At 72.3% G+C, this 17,283-nt stretch carries 20 protein-coding genes; 9 read left to right on the forward strand and 11 right to left on the reverse strand.

Annotated elements, in window-relative coordinates:
* Positions 1-102: 102 nt before the first annotated feature.
* The gene (locus AB0E14_RS12605; RefSeq protein ID WP_362415479.1) at positions 103-1,596 is read left to right on the forward strand and encodes a hypothetical protein; all 1,494 of its coding nucleotides are present in this window, start codon (positions 103-105) and stop codon (positions 1,594-1,596) included.
* 263 nt (positions 1,597-1,859) lie between these two features.
* Here the strand turns inward: AB0E14_RS12605 and AB0E14_RS12610 are convergent, their stop codons facing one another.
* From AB0E14_RS12610 to AB0E14_RS12625, 4 genes are all read right to left on the reverse strand, one after another.
* Positions 1,860-3,338 carry a SpoIIE family protein phosphatase gene (locus tag AB0E14_RS12610; RefSeq protein ID WP_362415481.1) on the reverse strand — a complete coding sequence of 493 codons (1,479 nt, stop codon included), beginning with the start codon at positions 3,336-3,338 and terminating at the stop codon, positions 1,860-1,862.
* 737 nt (positions 3,339-4,075) lie between these two features.
* Entirely contained in the window at positions 4,076-4,462 is a 387-nt protein-coding gene (locus AB0E14_RS12615; RefSeq protein ID WP_362415483.1) for a hypothetical protein, read from the reverse strand.
* Between the two features lie 58 nt (positions 4,463-4,520).
* On the reverse strand, positions 4,521-4,811 hold the full coding sequence (locus AB0E14_RS12620; protein WP_362415485.1) for a hypothetical protein: 291 nt from the start codon (positions 4,809-4,811) through the stop codon (positions 4,521-4,523).
* A gap of 141 nt (positions 4,812-4,952) precedes the next feature.
* On the reverse strand, positions 4,953-5,603 hold the full coding sequence (locus AB0E14_RS12625) for an NAD(P)-binding domain-containing protein (RefSeq protein WP_362415487.1): 651 nt from the start codon (positions 5,601-5,603) through the stop codon (positions 4,953-4,955).
* Between the two features lie 179 nt (positions 5,604-5,782).
* Here AB0E14_RS12625 and AB0E14_RS12630 point away from each other — a divergent pair, with 179 nt between their 5' ends.
* Positions 5,783-6,325, forward strand: coding sequence for a GNAT family N-acetyltransferase (locus AB0E14_RS12630; RefSeq protein WP_362415489.1), 543 nt, complete (start codon positions 5,783-5,785; stop codon positions 6,323-6,325).
* Here AB0E14_RS12630 and AB0E14_RS12635 read toward each other — a convergent pair.
* From AB0E14_RS12635 to AB0E14_RS12655, 5 genes are all read right to left on the reverse strand, one after another.
* The gene (locus AB0E14_RS12635) at positions 6,318-6,869 is read right to left on the reverse strand and encodes a YdeI/OmpD-associated family protein (protein WP_362415549.1); all 552 of its coding nucleotides are present in this window, start codon (positions 6,867-6,869) and stop codon (positions 6,318-6,320) included. The two genes, AB0E14_RS12630 and AB0E14_RS12635, sit on opposite strands and share 8 nt — an antisense overlap.
* Before the next feature lie 118 nt (positions 6,870-6,987).
* Complete coding sequence (locus tag AB0E14_RS12640) at positions 6,988-8,280, reverse strand: bifunctional GNAT family N-acetyltransferase/ATP-binding protein (protein WP_362415491.1); 1,293 nt, start codon at positions 8,278-8,280, stop codon at positions 6,988-6,990.
* Between the two features lie 269 nt (positions 8,281-8,549).
* Positions 8,550-8,906, reverse strand: a complete 357-nt coding sequence (locus tag AB0E14_RS12645; RefSeq protein ID WP_362415493.1) for a DUF805 domain-containing protein — start codon at positions 8,904-8,906, stop codon at positions 8,550-8,552.
* A 237-nt stretch (positions 8,907-9,143) separates the two neighbouring features.
* A complete protein-coding gene (locus AB0E14_RS12650; protein ID WP_362415495.1) occupies positions 9,144-9,530 on the reverse strand; it encodes an SPW repeat protein in 387 nt (128 codons plus the stop codon).
* Positions 9,531-9,776: 246 nt separating this feature from the next.
* Positions 9,777-10,154: a VOC family protein gene (locus AB0E14_RS12655; protein ID WP_362415497.1), complete on the reverse strand. Its 378-nt coding sequence runs from the start codon at positions 10,152-10,154 to the stop codon at positions 9,777-9,779.
* A 166-nt stretch (positions 10,155-10,320) separates the two neighbouring features.
* Here AB0E14_RS12655 and AB0E14_RS12660 point away from each other — a divergent pair, with 166 nt between their 5' ends.
* From AB0E14_RS12660 to AB0E14_RS12675, 4 genes are all read left to right on the forward strand, one after another.
* Positions 10,321-10,692, forward strand: coding sequence for a cupin domain-containing protein (locus AB0E14_RS12660; protein ID WP_362415499.1), 372 nt, complete (start codon positions 10,321-10,323; stop codon positions 10,690-10,692).
* A 71-nt stretch (positions 10,693-10,763) separates the two neighbouring features.
* The gene (locus AB0E14_RS12665) at positions 10,764-11,279 is read left to right on the forward strand and encodes a DinB family protein (protein ID WP_362415501.1); all 516 of its coding nucleotides are present in this window, start codon (positions 10,764-10,766) and stop codon (positions 11,277-11,279) included.
* Between the two features lie 92 nt (positions 11,280-11,371).
* Positions 11,372-11,902, forward strand: coding sequence for a GNAT family N-acetyltransferase (locus AB0E14_RS12670; protein ID WP_362415503.1), 531 nt, complete (start codon positions 11,372-11,374; stop codon positions 11,900-11,902).
* Between the two features lie 195 nt (positions 11,903-12,097).
* Positions 12,098-13,072 carry a teichoic acid biosynthesis protein C gene (locus tag AB0E14_RS12675; protein WP_362415505.1) on the forward strand — a complete coding sequence of 325 codons (975 nt, stop codon included), beginning with the start codon at positions 12,098-12,100 and terminating at the stop codon, positions 13,070-13,072.
* A 120-nt stretch (positions 13,073-13,192) separates the two neighbouring features.
* On the opposite strand, the gene AB0E14_RS12680 is transcribed toward AB0E14_RS12675, so the two are convergent.
* On the reverse strand, positions 13,193-13,561 hold the full coding sequence (locus AB0E14_RS12680; protein ID WP_362415507.1) for a hypothetical protein: 369 nt from the start codon (positions 13,559-13,561) through the stop codon (positions 13,193-13,195).
* 151 nt (positions 13,562-13,712) lie between these two features.
* Here AB0E14_RS12680 and AB0E14_RS12685 point away from each other — a divergent pair, with 151 nt between their 5' ends.
* Positions 13,713-15,158: a carboxylesterase family protein gene (locus AB0E14_RS12685; protein ID WP_362415509.1), complete on the forward strand. Its 1,446-nt coding sequence runs from the start codon at positions 13,713-13,715 to the stop codon at positions 15,156-15,158.
* Positions 15,159-15,198: 40 nt separating this feature from the next.
* Here AB0E14_RS12685 and AB0E14_RS12690 read toward each other — a convergent pair whose 3' ends face one another.
* Complete coding sequence (locus tag AB0E14_RS12690) at positions 15,199-15,639, reverse strand: OsmC family protein (RefSeq protein WP_362415511.1); 441 nt, start codon at positions 15,637-15,639, stop codon at positions 15,199-15,201.
* A gap of 234 nt (positions 15,640-15,873) precedes the next feature.
* Between AB0E14_RS12690 and AB0E14_RS12695 the strand changes: the two genes are divergently transcribed.
* Both AB0E14_RS12695 and AB0E14_RS12700 read left to right on the forward strand, forming a co-directional pair.
* Positions 15,874-16,140 (forward strand): hypothetical protein, encoded by a 267-nt coding sequence (locus AB0E14_RS12695; protein ID WP_362415513.1) that lies wholly within the window; start codon positions 15,874-15,876, stop codon positions 16,138-16,140.
* A 102-nt stretch (positions 16,141-16,242) separates the two neighbouring features.
* Positions 16,243-17,235: a glutamate ABC transporter substrate-binding protein gene (locus AB0E14_RS12700; RefSeq protein ID WP_362415515.1), complete on the forward strand. Its 993-nt coding sequence runs from the start codon at positions 16,243-16,245 to the stop codon at positions 17,233-17,235.
* Positions 17,236-17,283: the final 48 nt, after the last annotated feature.

A 17,283-nucleotide genomic window follows, 5' to 3' on the forward strand; every position in this document is an offset into this window, starting at 1 on the left:
GTGGCGGAACATTGAGCGCACCCTGGCGAACCCTGGCGAATAGTCGCCAGCCCTATGACAGGGGGTTACTGTCAACTCAGCCGAGAACCTGGGGGCTTAGACGTGACCGGACAGACCAACACCCGCCTGGCAGACCTCTTCGGCCTCGCCGGCTGGTCCAAGGGAGAACTCGCGAGGCTCGTCAACCGGCAGGCGGCGGCCATGGGCCACCCGCAACTGTCGACCGACACCTCACGGGTGAGGCGATGGATCGACATGGGGGAGACCCCGCGCGACCCCGTGCCCCGGGTGCTGGCTGCACTGTTCACCGAGCGACTCGGCCGTGTCGTGACCATCGAGGACCTCGGGTTCGTACGACACGGGCGCGCCGGGAAACGGCAGAACGTCAGGAACACCGACAACCCTGACGGGCTGCCCTGGGCGCCCGAGCGTACGGCAGCGGTCCTCACCGAATTCACGGGAATGGACCTCATGCTCAACCGACGCGGCCTGATGGGCGCGGGCGCCGTGCTCGCCGCCGGCTCCGCCCTCACCAGCGCCATGCACGACTGGCTCCACACCGACCCCGCGCGCGCCGCCACCGCGCCACGCGCCAACGATCCCCTCCACGCCGACCCCGCTGGGTTCGACCGCTACGAGGCCGCCCCCATCGGGTCGGAGGAGATCGAGGCGCTGGAGCGCTCCGTGGAGGTGTTCCGCGCCTGGGACGCCTCCCGCGGCGGCGGCCTCCAGCGCAAGGCGGTCGTGGGCCAGCTCAACGAGGTGGGCGGCATGCTCGCCTACCGCCACCCCGACCACCTCCAGCGGCGCCTGTGGGGCGTCGCCGCCAACCTGGCCGTCCTGGCCGGCTGGATGTCGCACGACGTGGGCCTGGAACCCACCGCCCAGAAGTACTTCGTCATCGCCGCCCACGCGGCGCGCGAGGGCGGCGACCGGCCGCGCGCCGGCGAGGCACTGTCCCGCGCGGCCCGCCAGATGGTCCACCTGGGCCGGCCCGACGACGCCCTCGACCTGATGAAGCTCGCCAGGTCGGGTTCGGGCGAGCAGGTGCTGCCCCGCACCCAGGCCATGCTGCACACCATCGAGGCCTGGGCACAGGCCTCCATGGGCAAGGGCCAGGCGATGCGCCGCACGCTCGGCGAGGCCGAGGAACTCTTCGTCTCCGACCGCTCCGACGTCCCGCCGCCGAGCTGGATGCAGAACTTCGACGACGCGGACATGCACGGCATGCAGGCCCTCGCGTACCGCACGCTCGCCGAGCACGACCCCGCCGCCGCGGCCCCGGCCCAGCGCCACGCCAAGCTGGCCCTGGAACTGCGCCGCAACGGCCACAACCGCTCGAAGCTCTTCGACTACATCTCGCTGGCCTCGGCCTGCTTCATCGCCGACGACCCGGAGCAGGCTGACCGGTACGCGCGGCTCGCGCTGGTCTCCATGGGCGAGACCTCCTCGCACCGCACCTGGGACCGGCTGCGCGAGATGTACCGGCTCACCGGGCAGTACGCCGGCTACGCCAAGATCGAGGACCTGCGCGAGGAGATCGCGCTCGCGCTGCCGAAGCCCGCGGCCAAGCGGCCCCGCAGCAGCGGGATCTGAGCGGGGCCGTCAGGGGATTCGCCCCCAGGGGTTGCGAGAAGGGTTCGGCGGGGACCGAGTGCGGGACTCGGCCGCTGTCCGTACCGCACCGTCCTGAGTCCGTCAGGGAACAGGCCCGAGTCCGTCACCCGACCGTCCTGAGACCGTCCGCACGCCGACCTGACGTGCGGCGCACCGGCACACACGACACAGACACAGGGCACACCGGCTTGAGCCGCGCCGGTATGCCCTCGTAGTCGCGCCTGGTCGTGTCTCTGCTCGCCCTAGTCCCCGACCCGGACCACCATCACGCAGGCGTCGTCCTCGCGGGGTGCCTCACCGAACTCCTCCACCACCGACCGTACGCAGTCCTGCGCGTCCCGTGCCTCGGCAAGGCGGGGGGCCAGGTCGAGCAGCCGCTGCGTACCCGTGTCGTCCAGGCCGCCGCGGCGGGTCAGCCCGTCCGTGTGCAGCACCAGCAGATCGCCGGGAAGCAGTCTGATGGCGGCCTCTTCGTACGAGGCCCCGGTCGTCGCTCCCAGCAGTACACCGTCCGGGCGCTTCAGGGCACGCCCCGTTCCGCCGCGGAAGAGCAGCGGGGCGGGGTGCCCCGCCTGCGCCCAGGTGAGGGTCTGGCTGACCGGTTCGTAGCGGCAGCACATCGCACTGCCGAGCGCCGGCTGCACCGAGGACTCGAGCAGCTGGTTGAGGTGGCCCATCAGCGCCCCGGGGCGAATTCCGGCCACTGCCATTCCGCGCAGCGCGCCGAGGAGCATGGCCATGGAGGAGGTCGCGGAGACGCCGTGGCCGGTGAGGTCGCCGACGGTGAGCAGCGCGTCGCCGTCGGGGAGGGCCAGTGCGTCGTACCAGTCGCCGCCGATGAGACCGGTGGTGGCGGCCGGCAGATAGTGGCCCGCCACGTCGAGGGGGGCACCGGGGCCGCCGTGTGCGAAGCTCAGCGAGCCGCGCCACGGAGGCAGCACGGCCTCCTGGAGCTCCACGGCGACCCGGCGCTCGGTGCGCTCGATGTGCCGGCTGCGCTGCAGGCTGTCGCGGGACTCGCGGACCGCGCGCTCGCTGCGCCGCAGCTCACTGACGTCGCGCAGGACGGCCCACATGGAGGCCGTGCAGCCGTCGGCGTCGAGGACCGGCTCGCCCATCATGTGGAGCGTGCGGACCCGGCCGTCGGTGCGGACGACCCGGAACTCGCCGTCGATCGGCTTCCCGTCGATCAGACAGTCCGTCACCATCGCCTGGAGCACGGGCTGGTCCTCGGCGAAGACCATGGACGGCAATTCGTCCAGGGACATCGGGCCGCTCTCGGGGCTCCGGCCGAAGATCTGGTACAGCTCCTCCGACCAACTCACCTCGTCGGTCAGCAGGTTCCACTCCGCGCTGCCGACACGGCTCAGGAGCGAGCCGGTACGGGCGGGCGCGGGGCCGCCGTACGCCGCGCCGGGGTCGGAGGCGGCCTCGACCGTCTCCTCGGCAACGACGGACTCGACGCCTTCCACGAGCGACGCCTCGTCCGGGATACCGGCCCTGAGCTGACCCAAATGGGCCCCGAGGTCGTCGAGTTGGTGCACGGCGAGATCGCAGAGGGCACGCTGCCAGCGGTTCTTCGGGTCGTCCTCGTCCAGGACCGCGTCCCGGCGCACGGCGTCCACGTCACCCCGCAGACGGCGGGTCTGCGAGATCAGCGCGTCCACGGTGCCGGGCTCCGGCGGCTGGGCTGGACGATCCGCGTAGAGAGGGGACGGCATGTCGTACTCCGATACAGGCGCGGCGCGGGCGAGCGGTGGAACGAGGCCCGGATATGACTGTTGCACAGGCGGGGAAAGCCCGTAAGGGATTTGGCAACACTCGATACGGTGGTGCTTCTGGCATATGCCAACGGCCCGCCGATTATCGGCCATCGGGGTGGTAACGGGAAGGGCCCGTGAGAAGGTTACGGTGCTCGTGTGGTGAACGACGACCTGGACTCGGTGGGGACGGCAGTGCTGCTCGCGGCGGCGCCGGCCGGACGCGGAAGGGCGGTGGACGCGGCGGCCGTGCTGCCGGCGTTCGCCGCGGTACCGCCGGGGGCGCTGACCGGCACACCGGTGGCGACGGTGGTCGAACTCGCGGACCCGCTCGACCCGCAGACCGTCCTGACGAGGTTGCGCGCCGCGGCCGCGGCGCCGGGACCGCTGGCGCTCTTCCTCGCGGGTCAGCTCCAGGCGGACCGCCGCCAGCACCTTCCGCACCTCGCGCTGGCGCGCTCCACGGCGACGACCCTGCGCTACACCGCGCTGCCCTGGCACTGGCTCGCGACGGAGCTCGCGGTGCGGCGCGCGGGCACGACGACGGTGGTGGCGGACCTGGTCGCCGACGCGGAGCTGTGGGAGCGACTCGGCGCCGCGCCGGGGCTCCTCTCCCTTGGCCCGGGCATCCGGCTCTACGGCCGCGTCGCCCCCGCCCCGCGCCGGAGCGGCGCTCCCGTGACCCCGGAGTACCTGCGTCACTTCGCCACGGTCTGGCGCACGGGCGCCCGTCCGCCGCTCGCGCAGCTCCACGCGGAGGCGGCGGCGCAGGCGGGTTCGGGGGAGGCCGTCCGGCTGGCCCAGGAGCCGGCGGGTCCGGACGGGGCGAATCCCCTTGTTTCGCACCCGAGTTCGCATCCCGTACAGGCGGGCGGACACGTGGCCGTCGCGGTGCCTGCGGCCGAGCCCGTGCCGGTGGCCGTGGCCGTGGCCGCGCCGGTGGTTGTGCCCGCGCCCGCGCCCGTGGCCGTGGCCGTGCCCGTGCCGGCGGTCGTGCCCGAACCACAGCCGGAGCACGGGCGGGCGACCGTCGTCGCGGCACCGTCGCCCGTCCGCCCGCCCGCGCCCACGGCTCGGGAGACCACGCCGGGTGCCCCATCCGCCCCCGAGTCCTCGCTGCGCGCCGCCTCCGCCCACGAGCCCTCAGCGGGCGAGCCCGACCCGCACCCCGCGATCCTCGAGGCGGCGCGCGCCGGGCGCCACGGGGAGGCCGTCGCTGTCGCGGTGGCCTGGGAACAGGTGGCGCTGCGGCGCTTCGGGGCACGGTCGCCGGAGGCCGTGCACTGGATGGAGGTACGGGCCGACCTCGCCCGGCTCGCCGAAGATCCCGCGCGCAGCTGCGAGTTGTGGATCGCCGTGGCGCGGGCCCGGCTCGCCCTCGGCCAGGGGGCGCAGGACCCCGAGGTCGAGGGGGCGGTCGACCGGGCCCACCATCAGTGGGAGAGGATCGAGGACCCGTCCGCGCGCGTGAGCTGGGCAACGCCCTCGTCGCGCTCCGGCGCCGTGTCCCGGGCCGCAGGGCAGGCGCCCTCGCCGCCCTTCAACGCCGCATGGTCTGAGAGCGTGCCCGGCACCCTACGCGGTGGCGGGCGGGACCACCCGGATACCGAAGGCGAACGAGTCGATCGCCCGGGCGATGCCGACGAAGAGCAGCGCGAAGTGCTCCTGTCCGCGCGCGGTCTCGATGCCGCCGAGGTCGAGCACGGACTCTTCGGACCAACCGAGATCGGCAAGCAGGCCGCTCACCGTCCGCTTGGCGTCGGCGTCGTCGCCCGACAGGAAGATCGTCGCCGGGCCGGAGAGGCTCCCGGGATCCACCATCACGACCCTGTCGATCGTGGAGAACGTCTTCACGACCGGTGTCGCCGGGAAGGCTTGCTGGATCTCCTCACCGAGGCTGACCACGGGGTGCGAGAGGCTCTTGTCCTCCAGGAAGCCGACGGCGACGTCCAACAGCACCTTCCCTTCCAGCGCGGCGGCGCCGATCGACTCCAGGACCGCCATGGACGCCGTCCCCGGCGTCGCGTTGACCAGCACCTCCGCGTGCGCGGCGGCCCCGGACGACGTCCCGACCCGCACGCCGGCGTCGAGGAGTTCCTTCAGCTCCGTGAGGAGGTCCGCGTCCTCGGGTCGCCGTGACCCGAGGACGATGTCGTGACCCGCGCGGGCCCAGCCCGCCGCGAGTGCCTGTGCCACATGTCCCGTACCCAGAAGTCCGATTCGCATGGGGACGACGCTAGGCGCGGGCCGTCGGCGGCGTCATCGGACCAGGGTCGTGCCGGGGCGGCCGATGGGCCTAGGACGACCTGCCTAGGACGACCACCTGGGCCGACCCGCCCAGGGCGGCCGCCCCCGGGGCAGCCGTGCCACGCGGGGCGGGGTGCGAGGCTGAGATGATGGTACGTATGCACGCCTCACCCTCCGCCGCGTCGCGCGGCGACCTCAGCACCGAGCGGCTCCTGCTGCGGCCCGTGCGGACGGCCGACCTGCCTGCCGTCACCCGGCTGTGGACCGACCCCGAGGTCCGGCACCACCTGGGCGGGCCGGTGAGCGAGCAGGTCGTGCGGATCCGGCAGCGGCGGGTCGTCGGAGCGCCCGGGGTGCGCGCGGTCGTGCGGGCGGCCGACGGGGTCCTGCTCGGGCTCGTGACGGTGGAGCCGGGGGCGCGCGACGGGGAGACCGAGCTCTCGTACCAGTTCCTGCCCGAACACTGGGGGCAGGGCTACGCGCGTGAGGCCGTCGCCGCGGTCCTCGATGCCACGCTCCGGGACACGCCGAGCGTGGTCGCGCTGACCCAGGAGGCGAACCACCGCTCCCGACGGCTCCTCGAAGCCGTCGGCATGACCCATGTCTCCTCCTTCGTCGAACACGAGGCCCACCAGGTCCTCTACCGACGCGGCGACCGTCCGCCCACTCCGGGCGGGCCGCCCTCCCCGCCCGTCAGGTGACCTTCTCGCCCGCCGCCAGCTTCGCCACCATCCGCTCCAGGCGCTGCGCCCGGCCCTTGGCCGTGCGAGCCTGCCAGAGCCGCACGATCACCAGATACTGATCGGTCCTGCCGAGCCCCGCGTAGAACTCCCGCGCCCGCTCGTCGGCCGCCAGGGCCGCCGCAAGGTCGTCCGGCACGGTCGCCTCCGCCTGGGACGGGTACGCGCCCTCCCACCGCCCGTCCGCCCGCGCCGCCCGCACCTCGGCCAGTCCAGGCTCCCGCATCCGCCCCGCCGCGGTGAGCGCCTCGACCTTGCGGACGTTCACCTGCGACCAGAGGCTGCGGGAGCGGCGCGGCGTGTACTTCTGGACGTAGTACGCCTCGTCCCCGCGCTTGCGCTGACCGTCGATCCAGCCGAAGCAGAGCATGCTGTCGAGGATCTCCGGGATGCCGAGGGAGACCCCGCCCTTCCCCTTCTTGGCGATCCTCAGCCAGACCCCGGGGCTGTCGGCGTGGTGGGCCTCCAGCCACGCCTCCAGTTCCGCGGTCTCGGTGACGGTCATGATGTCGAGCCCTTCGTACTGCTCCACCGCCCGGCTCCCCTGTCGTGGTCGACGCCGTCCCCGCGGCCCGGGAACGCTCATGACCACGATAGGGAGCCGCACTGACAGTGCCGTCCCGTCAGAAGCGGGCGTGGGTGGTGATGTCCGACTCGAACTGGGTGATCATCTCCGGGGTCACGGTCGGCCGGCACTGGCCGATGGCCTCCAGATAGTCCGCCGTGGTCGCGCCCGGCCGGCCTTCGTCGCCGACGGAACGGGGGCCGACCGGGACGAGGTCGCGCTCGAAGGAGTTCTGCGCGGCGATCCGCGCGGCGTGCTCGATGTCGGCGGGTGTGAACAGGTCGCTGGCCGCGACCAGTTCGTCGATGTCGACATCGGAGCGGCCTTCGGTGTACCGCCCCCAGATCGCGGCGCGGGCGGCCTTGTCCGGCGTACCGATCGGGATGAGGTAGTCGAAGCGGCCGGGGCGCAGGAACGCCGGGTCGAGGGAGCGGATCGAGTTGGTGGCGCAGACCAGCAGCCGCTCGTCGCGCTCGCGGAAGCCCGGGATGAGCTTGAGGAGTTCGTTGGTCACGCCGTGCATGCCCCCTGGCTGCGCGGGCTCCTGGCGGACCGGGGCGATCTCCTCGACCTCGTCGATGAAGACGAGAACCCGCTCCAGCTCCGCGATCCGGGCGAACGCGGAGCGCAGCGCGGCCGCCAGGTTCCCCTCGTCGGCGAGCCGGGACGGCAGGATCTCCACGAACGGCCAGCCGAGCCGGGAGGCGATGCCCCGCGCGAACGTCGTCTTGCCGGTCCCCGGCGGACCGAACAGGCCCACCGCGCGTGGCGGCCGCACACCGTGTCGCGCCGCGCGCTCCGGCTCGGCCAGCGGGAGGACGACGCGCCGTTCGATCAGGTCCTTCTCCCGTTCCATGCCGGCGACCTTGGCCCACAGGTCTCCCGGCAGCAGCCGGCCGCCGAGGTCGTCGAGGAGATTGGCGGCGGGGCCGTGCAGCGGCTCCACCTTCTCGAAGTAGGCGACGGCCGGCTGCCGCGTGTATCCGGCATTGAGGAGACCCTCGCCGAGCAGCTCCTCCTCGGGCAGGACGTACGCGATCCGGCCGACGCGCGCCGCGACCAGCCGTCGCTCCAGCTCGACCAGGAGCGCGCTGGCGAGGCCCCGGCCACGCCAGGCGGAGGAGATCGCGATCCGCATCACCCAGGCCCGCTCCCCGGAGACGGAGGCGAGGGCGGCGCCGATGGGGACGCCCTGGTGGACGGCGACGACGGCCGGCTGGCGGGAGGTCAGGGCGCTGATGCACTCCGCCAGGGAGAAGACGGACTCCTGGCCGAGTTCCGCCGTGGTGTCGATCAGGTGGACCACCGCGGCGAGATCGCTCTCGCGGTAGTCGTGGATGAGCCAGTTCACGGATGCCGCCCCTCGTTCGTTCGATCGTGTGATCGTTCGTGTCGCGCCGTTGCGGCGAGGCTAGGGGCGGGGGCGAAGGCAGGTCGTGCGCCACCGTGCACAAGGCGTGAGCGGTGATTGCTACGAACCGTCACTGGGCGTACGGCGCCCGAGGCGTCGTCCCCGACGCGCGGGCCCCGTGCAGATGGCTGGAAAGGGGCTGTTCGGAACGGGCGAGGCCCCCGAAGGAATCTTCCTTCGGGGGCCTCGCGAGGTGGTGCTCAGTGTGCTCAGTACGCCGGCGCGAGCTTCGGGTTCGGGCCGTGGGCGTTGTCGGTCTGGTTGCCCTCGGAGGCGAGGAACACGATCAGGATGATGAAACCGACCAGCGGAACGAAGTTGATCAGGATCCACCAGCCGGAGCGGCCGGTGTCGTGCAGACGACGGACCGTCACGCCGAGACCGGGCAGGAACACGGCCAGCGCGTAGATCGAGTAGAGCAGCGGGTACGTGCCGATGGCGAAGTCGACGGCGGCGAGGACGATGAACGCGATGATGTTGAACAGCGCGAACATCCAGTATTCCTTGCGACGCGCACGGCCGCTGAATACCGCGTACTTCTTGAGAACGTCGAGGTACCAGTTCACTTAGTCCCCCCAAGGACTGGGAAATGCGAGCGGGAGCCTGTCCCTGTGGAGCAAGCTTACGCAGAACTTATGTGGCCGAAACGCCGACGGTCAATTCGTTACCTGCGATGGGGCGTTGGGGGTCGGTGTGTCTTGATTTGCGATTGTTGCAGGGTGGTGTCGATTGCTGACACACAGCGACGGTGCCCCGTCCCTGACCGGGATGGGGCACCGTTCCGAGAGGGGATCAGGGCTTCCTCAGGTCTTTCTGGTCTTGCTCATGAGCAGTCCGCCCGCTGTGAGCGCGAAGAGGCAGACGCACGCGCCCGTGATGACGTTGCTCAGGATCGCGCCGGTTCCGGCGTCGGTGGTGGCGACCACCCAGGGGGAGAGGATCAGCCATACGCCGAGCGCCAGGACGACGAAGTTCAGGTCCTGGGACCGCTCGGGCGCCATCGACATGCAGAGGCCGAGGATCGCGAGGGCGATGCCCGTGACCAGGTTGCTGAGGGCGAGTTCGGGCCTGGCGGTCGAGAAGTGGACCACCCACCCGGAGACCGCGGCGTAGATGCCGGCGAGGATGACGAGCTCCTCCACCGCGGCGACACCTCGGGTCTGGAGTATTTGCGAGTAACGTTCCCGCATTTCCGGAGCGTCGGGGTGTCCTGTCATATCACCGGTGCGGTGAGAGACGTCAGACATACGACTCGCCTCCTTACTGGCGTCCTGCACGTCTGATCGCGCTTGCGGCGTCGTGCCGCGGTTTCATTGTGCTCTTATCTGGCCTTTATGTGTAGGTCTGTCCGATATCGTATCCGGACAGAAATCGGCAGGTCGATTAGCGGAGATCCGCCAAGCGCAAGAAAAATTCTGTGAACGTTCAATGAGGTGTCATGTGGTGTACGGACGGGTGATGATCTCCATGTTGTGGCCGTCGGGATCGTCGAAGTAGGCGCCACGCCCGCCGAACAGGTCGTTCACCCCGCGATCCGTATGACTCGGGTCGGCGTAGAAGGGCACGCCGATCGCCTCCAGTCGCGCGATCATCAACTCGAACTCCTCGTCCGGCACGAGGAAGGCGTAGTGCTGCGAGACGACCGGCGTCCCGGCGTGCTCGTAGAAGTCCAGCGTCACGCTGTTGCCCAGGGCGACGGGGAGGAAGGGTCCGAACGGCGCTCCGACCTCCAGTCCGAGGACCGTGGCGATGAACTCGGCGGAGCGCTTCCTGTCCGTGGCCTGCACGATCGTGTGGTTGAGCTCGGCGGTCACAGGTCCTCCCGGAGTCTGGTCCGTGGTCTCCCCGTTCCGACGGTAGTCCGTCACGCGGGCCCGCGGGAGGTGCGGGGAGCGGACGGGGCGGCCGGTGAGGGGGGTCCGGCGTAGCCTGGAAGTGGACTCGGGGACCTCACGTCGCACCGCCGGGAGGCGGAGAAACATGACCGGAATCGTCTCCAGAAGCTTCGACTCGGCGGATGAGACCCGTCCGTTCGAGGACGCCAAGGGCCGGCTCGACCTGATCACCACGGACCGCGGCCCGGTCGGCCGCGCGGTCTTCGAACCCGGCTGGCAGTGGAGCAAGCACATCAAGCCCATCGCCGGTACGGACAGCTGCCAGGCCGCTCATGTCGGCTATGTCGTCGGCGGCCGGATGAAGATCGTCATGGACGACGGGGAGTCCCTCGAAGTGGGCCCCGGCGACCTCTTCGTCGTCGACCCGGGCCACGACGCCTGGGTCGTCGGCGACGAGCCGTGCGTGGCCCTGGACTGGGTCGGCTTCGGCGACTACGCCGTGCGCCCGGGCTCCTGACACCCTGACGGCGGCCCCGGCTCGGCGAAACCCGGTGGCCGCCCCGCGCGGCGTGGCGGCACGATGACCGGATGAACGAAGATCGCCGCGTCCAGCCGCCGCGTACCGCCGACGAGCGGGCCACGCTCACCGCCATGCTCCAGTTCCAGCGCGACACCCTGGAGTTGAAGTGTGCGGGGCTCGGCACCGAACAGCTCAAGGAGCGCGCCGCGCCCCCGTCGGGGCTCTCCCTCGTGGGTCTTGTGCGGCACGCGGCGGAGGTGGAGCGCGGCTGGTTCCGCAATGTGATCAACGGCGAGAGCAGCAGCAGTCCGTGGACCCCCGCGGGCTCCACGGAGTGGGCGGACTTCGACGTGGACGACCTCGACGAGGCCGCAGTGGCCGAGGCGTTCACCGTCTGGCGCGAGGAGTGCGCCCGAGCCCGCGCGGTCGTGGACGCGGCGGACTCCCTCGACGTGTGCGGACATGCGGGCGGCGAGGCCTACTCGCTGCGCTACGTCGTCGCCCACATGATCGAGGAGTACGCCCGCCACAACGGTCACGCGGACCTGCTGCGCGAACGGCTCGACGGCCGCACGGGCGAGTAGCGCGGGCCGCCCGGCGGAAGCTGCCGCCACGCCCTGGCCGCTCAGGCAAAAGCCCTGATCAACGGTGGCACGGGCCTGTTATCGTCGCCGGCATGCGTGAACTGGTCCCTCCCACGGCCCACCTGCACCGTTCCTGGCTCGAAGCGCACGCGGAGTGGAATCCCGGCGCGCGCCAGGCGGGCGCCGGGATAGGGCTCGCGGAGAGGGAGGCCCTGGCGATCCCCGAGGTCTTCGCCTCGTGGGTCGGCCGCCTGCGTGAACAGGCCGACCCGGACAGGGCCTTGGGCGAGGGACGCGTGCACGCCACCCATTGGTGGATCGTCGAGGACGGCGCGTACGTCGGCGCGATCGACCTGCGCCACCGGCTCAACGACTTCCTGCTGCGCGCCGCCGGACACGTCGGCTACAGCGTCCGCCCCTCCGCCCGCCGCCGTGGCCACGCCACCTGGGCCCTGGGCGCGATCCTCCCCGAGGCCCGCGCCCTCGGCATGGACCGGGTCCTGGTGACCTGCGACGAGGACAACATCGCCTCGGCCCGTGCGATCGAGCGCAACGGCGGTGTCCTGGAAGACATCCGCATCACCGAGATCGGCCGCAAGCGCCGCTACTGGATCACGCTGTGACAGGGGGCGTGGGGAACCCTCGGCGCCTCGCGGACGGACGGAGACGCCGCCGGTTCCGTCCGATTCCGCCCGAGGCGTGCGAGGGTGACAACCCGTCGGGTCTTTGACCGCCCAGCGGGACCCCGCACGTCACACCGTTCGCACGGCAGCTACGATCACGGACTTCTGCTTTCCCCCCATGCAAACGGAGTGACCATGAACCCCACTTCTGGCTTCCCCCTGTCCCGTCGCGGCCTCATACGCACCGGCGCCGGCGCCACCCTCGCCGCGCTCGGACTCGGCGCCGGCGCGCAGAGCGCCGCCGCCGTGACCGCCACCAAGCGGTTCGACCTCACGCAGCCGTCGCACGACCTGTTCCGCTCCAAGGACACGCACGGCGCGCGCGTCCAGCAGAGCTTCGCCTTCGACTGGGAGAACAAGTTCCTGTTCGTGGCGACCAAGCGGACGGGATCCACCGAGGCCGACGGTGACCTCTGCATCAACAAGATGGACTTCGACGGCAACTACCTCTCGTACATGCACCTCAACGGCTTCGGCCACGGTGTCGCCTTCGCCGCGCTGCCGAACGGTTCCGACACCGAGCTGTGGATCGAGTGCGCCGCGAACACCGGCGGCTACGGCACCGCGCTCGCGCCCATCCGCTACACCGCCGACACCACCCTGGGCTCGCCGGCGGCCTCGGCCGCGTACCGGCCGATCTCCGGGGCCACCGAGTACACCTGCTCCGTCGACCCGGTCTACCGGCGCATGATCGTGCGCTACCACACCAGTGCCGGGAAGCGCATCGCCGTCTACCCCCTCTCGGCCTTCGAGACGCGCGACTTCGGCGCGCCGCTGGTCGACTTCAAGCAGCCGACGATCCCCGGCACCCCGCAGGGCTACACCCTCTACGGCTCGTACATGTACTACCTGACGGGTGACGCGTACCCCGAGCCCGGCACTCCCGTGGGCGACGGCAACTCCTACATCACCAGCATCGACATCAACACGGGCACCGTCGAGCAGGGTCCCGTCCTCACCAAGGCCGGCTCCACCCTGCATTTCCGCGAGCCCGAGGGCCTCGCGGTCTACCGCACCGACGCCGGTGAGGCCCGCCTCTTCCTCGGCTTCGCCACCGGCGAGGAGGGCGACCGGCGCTCCAGCATCTTCTACAAGAACGTGCTGGTCTGACGCAGGCCTGAGGCTCCGGAGCTGAGGCCCCGGGCCTGATGCTTCGGGCCCGGGAAGCCGGGCCTGGGGAGCCGGGCCTGAGGCTTCGGGCCCGGGGCTCCACGGGACAGCCGGCCGGTGTCAGCCGTACGCGTCCGTCATGCAGTCGCGGGCACAGGCGCCCCGTTCGTACTCGTGGCGGAGGGCCGCCGCCGCGAGGCGGGGGTCGGCGTCCGGCCGGTCGAAGTGCTCGTCCGCCAGACGGACGACGTCCGAGACCGTGATGATCGCCGGCTCCCCGACGCCCGCCGCCCCGCGGGCGGAGGCGATCGCCATGCCGGCCGCCCGGCGCAGCACCCGCCAGTGCTCCCGCTCCGTGGCGTCCGTCGTCCGAGCGGGGGCCGGCGGGCGCGCCGAGCGGCCCTGGCGGGCGGCGCCGAGTGCCATGAGTCCGATCCCGGCGGCGACCGCCAGGATCCCGACCGCCGTCCCCGCGTGCAGCCCCGCCATGCGTGCCCCCTTGCCGTCCCCTTGAGTCGTACCCCGGTGGGCCGGACTCCAGTCGAGGCGGCGAGCCCCCTGAGTGACACGCGTAAGTGACACGTGTCACCTTTCTGTTTCAGACGTTGACTCGGCTGATCACCGGCCGGACGCTGCTCCCATGACCGTCACCACCGTCACCACCACCCGCGGCCCCGTGCGCGGCGAGCGCCGGGCCGACGGGAGCCTCCGCTTCCTCGGCATCCCCTACGCGCAGCCGCCCGTCGGCGACCTCCGCTTCGCGGTGCCCGTGCCACCGGAACCGTGGACCGAGCCCCTGGACGCCACGGCATACGGCCCGACGGCCCAGCGGCGGCCCTTCGCCGAGGTCACGACCATTCCCGAGCCGTCCGTCCCGGGCGCCGGGGTCCTCAACCTCAACGTCTTCACTCCGGGCACGGACCCCGAGGCCGGGCTGCCGGTCCTCGTCTGGATCCACGGCGGCGGGTACGTGGCGGGCTCGGCGGCCAGCCCCTGGTACGACGGCTCGGCCTTCAACCGGGACGGTGTCGTCCTGGTCTCCCTCGGCTACCGGCTCGGCATCGAGGGCTTCCTCCACCTCGACGACGCCCCCGACAACCGGGGCGTCCGGGACTGGATCGCCGCCCTCGAATGGGTCCGCGACAACATCGCCCGCTTCGGCGGCGACCCCGCCAAGGTCACCGTCGCCGGCCAGTCGGCGGGCGGCGGCGCCGTCCAGACCCTGCTCGCCGTCCCCGCCGCACGGGGCCTGTTCCGGGGCGCCCTCTCGGTCTCCGGGGCCGTCATGACCCCCGACGGACCCGAGGTCGCGCGCGCCGCGTCCCGGCTGTTCACGGCCCGCACCGGCGTGCCCGCCACCGCCGCCGCGCTCCGGGAGCTGAGCGACGACGACCTCCTCGATCTCCAGGACCGGCTCGGCGCGCCGGGCCCGGACCGCGAGGGCCTGCCGCCCCTGCTGTCCCTGGCCCCCTTCGCCGACGGCGAGCTGATCCCGGAACCCGTTCTCGGCGCACTGGCCGCCGGGGACGCGGGCGCCGACGTCCCGCTCATGCTCGGCTTCACGGCCCATGAGTTCAACGCCTTCCCCGCGCCAGGACCCGAGGGCCCGCCCGTCCCGGTGCTGCTCGGGGCGCTGGGCCTCGCCGAGGAGAAGGTGGCGGCCTTCACGAAGGCGTACGGCGCCGACGGCCCGGACTCGCTCTTCGGCCAGGCGCTCACCGACGTCACCTTCCGGGCGCCCTCGCTGGCCGTCGCGGAGGCCCGCGCGGCGCGCGGACGCCCCACCTGGCTGTACGAGTTCCGGTGGGAGTCGCCCGTCGACGGCACCGCCTTCCACTGCCTGGACCTGCCGTACGCCTTCGACCTCCTGGACGCCGAGGGGGTCGCCGCCGCCGCGGGCGACGCGCCGCCCCGCGCCCTGGCCGACGCGATGCACGGCGCCTGGGTCGCGTTCGTACGGGACCAGGACCCGGGCTCCTCCTGGCCCCGTTACACGGCGGCCGACCGGGCCACGATGCTCTGGGGGGCCGAGTCGCACGTGGAGCGGGACCCGCTGGCCCAGGTCCGCGAGATCTGGCACGACTGAGCGAGCGCGCCCCTGGGGGACGGTCGCGGGTGGCCGGCGGTCAGCCCGCTCGGAAGCCGATGGTCCCGTCGGGCAGGACGGCCTCCACCGTGGCTCCGTGCTCGACGGTGCGGCTCACCGTGCAGAACTTCTCGTGCGTGAGCCGCACACCGCGGGCGAAGACCTCGGCGGCCTTCGGGTTGGTGTCGGGCAGCTCGAACTCGTAGCTGACCCTGATCCGGCCCACCCGTCCGTCGTCCTCCGGTGTGGAGACCGACTCCACGACGATCCGCAGGTCGTCGTGGTCCACGGCGCGCGCCGTCCGGTCCACCACCATGCCGCCGCAGCCGCCCATGGCCGCGAGCAGCAACTCGACGGGTGTGAACGAGGGCTGGGCGTCCGGGTCGTCCGCCGCCCCCATGCGTACCTCCGCGCCCCGGTCGTTGCGGGCGGTCCACTGCCGGTAGCCGGTGCGGACGGTCTCGATGCGGTAGTCAGCCATGTGGTGCGGGCTCCTCGGTGCGAGTGTGCGAGTGTGCGAGTGGGCGGATGGGTGGTCGGGGGACGTGCGTGTGGGTGCGGCGGGTGCGTGCCGGTCGCCCACGCAACCCCACCGGGCCTTGGGCCGCCAAGGGGACGCGCCGCGACGGACATGCGCCGGTCTGAGTATGCGGGGCAGGCCGGGTGAGTACGTCGCCGGATGCCCGGGCCCGGCCGCCGGCGGTGGAATGGGGGCATGACCACGGACGCCCGGCACACCAGCCGTATCCAGCACGTCACGGCCACCGGCTCGGCCGTGGCGGTCGCGCTCCTCCCGCTCGTCGTCGGCATGATGCTCGCGCGGAGTGTGGGCGCCGACCCGATGACGTCCGTGAACGCGCTCATCACGAGCGGCGGGCAGCGCGCTCGGCTCTCCCGCTGCCAACTGCGCGCCGTGCCGCGGCCGGCGCTTCCCGCCCTCCCGGCCCTGCCGGCCCTCTCCGTCCGCCGCCGGGGTCGGTGAAGACTCCTCCAACTTCGACCCAACTCTCGGTATGAGGACCGTGGTTGGGTTCTCGTGCGTAGCCTTGGGGGTGGGGGAGTCGGCTGCGCGGGGGTGGGGCTTGTGACTGCTGGATCCGGTTCGGAACGGCGCGCGAGGGGGCCGCTGGGCGGACGCCTCGCGCTCTGGCTGACACTGGCCGCGGCCGTGCTCGCCGCGGCCCCGGCCGCCGCCGTCACGGCGGGCCCGTCCGCCGTGCCACGTGCTCATGCGGCCCGCCCTCCGGCCGCCGCGGCCGCGCGGGCGCCGGACTGCGACCCCCGCCGCGCCGGTCCCCGCCCCGACCGGGTGGACGGCGAGGCGGTACGGCGCATCCGGGAGCGCGGACATCTCGTCGCCGGCGTCGACCTGAACAGCTACCTCTGGGCCTCCCTCGACCAGGACGCCCAGGAGCCGTCCGGCTTCGACATCGACCTCGTACGGGCGATCGCCCGTGACATCCTCGGCCCGAAGGCCACGGTGCGCTTCGTCAGCATGCCGCCCGCCCAGCGGATCCCGCGGCTGCAGAGCCGCCAGGTCGACGTCATCGTGCGCACGATGAGCATCACCTGCGAGCGGCTCGCCGATGTCGCGTTCTCCAGCGTCTACTTCGAGACGGGCCACCGGCTCCTCGTGCCGCAGGACTCCGAACTCACCGGTTTCGACGCGAAGCTGCGCGGCCGGCGCGTCTGTCTGAGCAAGGGCAGTTCGGCCTCCGGCCTGCTGAAGAACTCGGGCACCGGCGCCGTCGCCGTGGAGACCGCGAGCCATCTGGACTGTCTCGTCGAACTCCAGCAGCGGAACGTGGACGCCGTCCTCACCCACGCCACGCTCGCCGCCGGACTCGCCGCCCAGGACCCCACGCTCAAGATGGTCGGGCCGCTCCTCGACACCTCGCTGTACGGCGTCGCCATGAACAAGGACGACACGGACCTGGTCCGGCGGGTCAACGCGGTGCTCGAGGACTATCGCGCGGGCGGCGCCGCGAGCCCCTGGATGGTCTCGTACGACAAGTGGCTCGCCCCGACCCTGGGCCCCCGTCCGCAGGGCCCGCCGCCGGCCGCGTACGCCGACTGACGTACGCCGGCCGTGGTGCGCCGGCCGCGTACGCCGACTGACGTACGC

Source organism: Streptomyces sp. NPDC047981, from assembly GCF_040653315.1.
Taxonomy (GTDB): Bacteria; Actinomycetota; Actinomycetes; order Streptomycetales; family Streptomycetaceae; genus Streptomyces.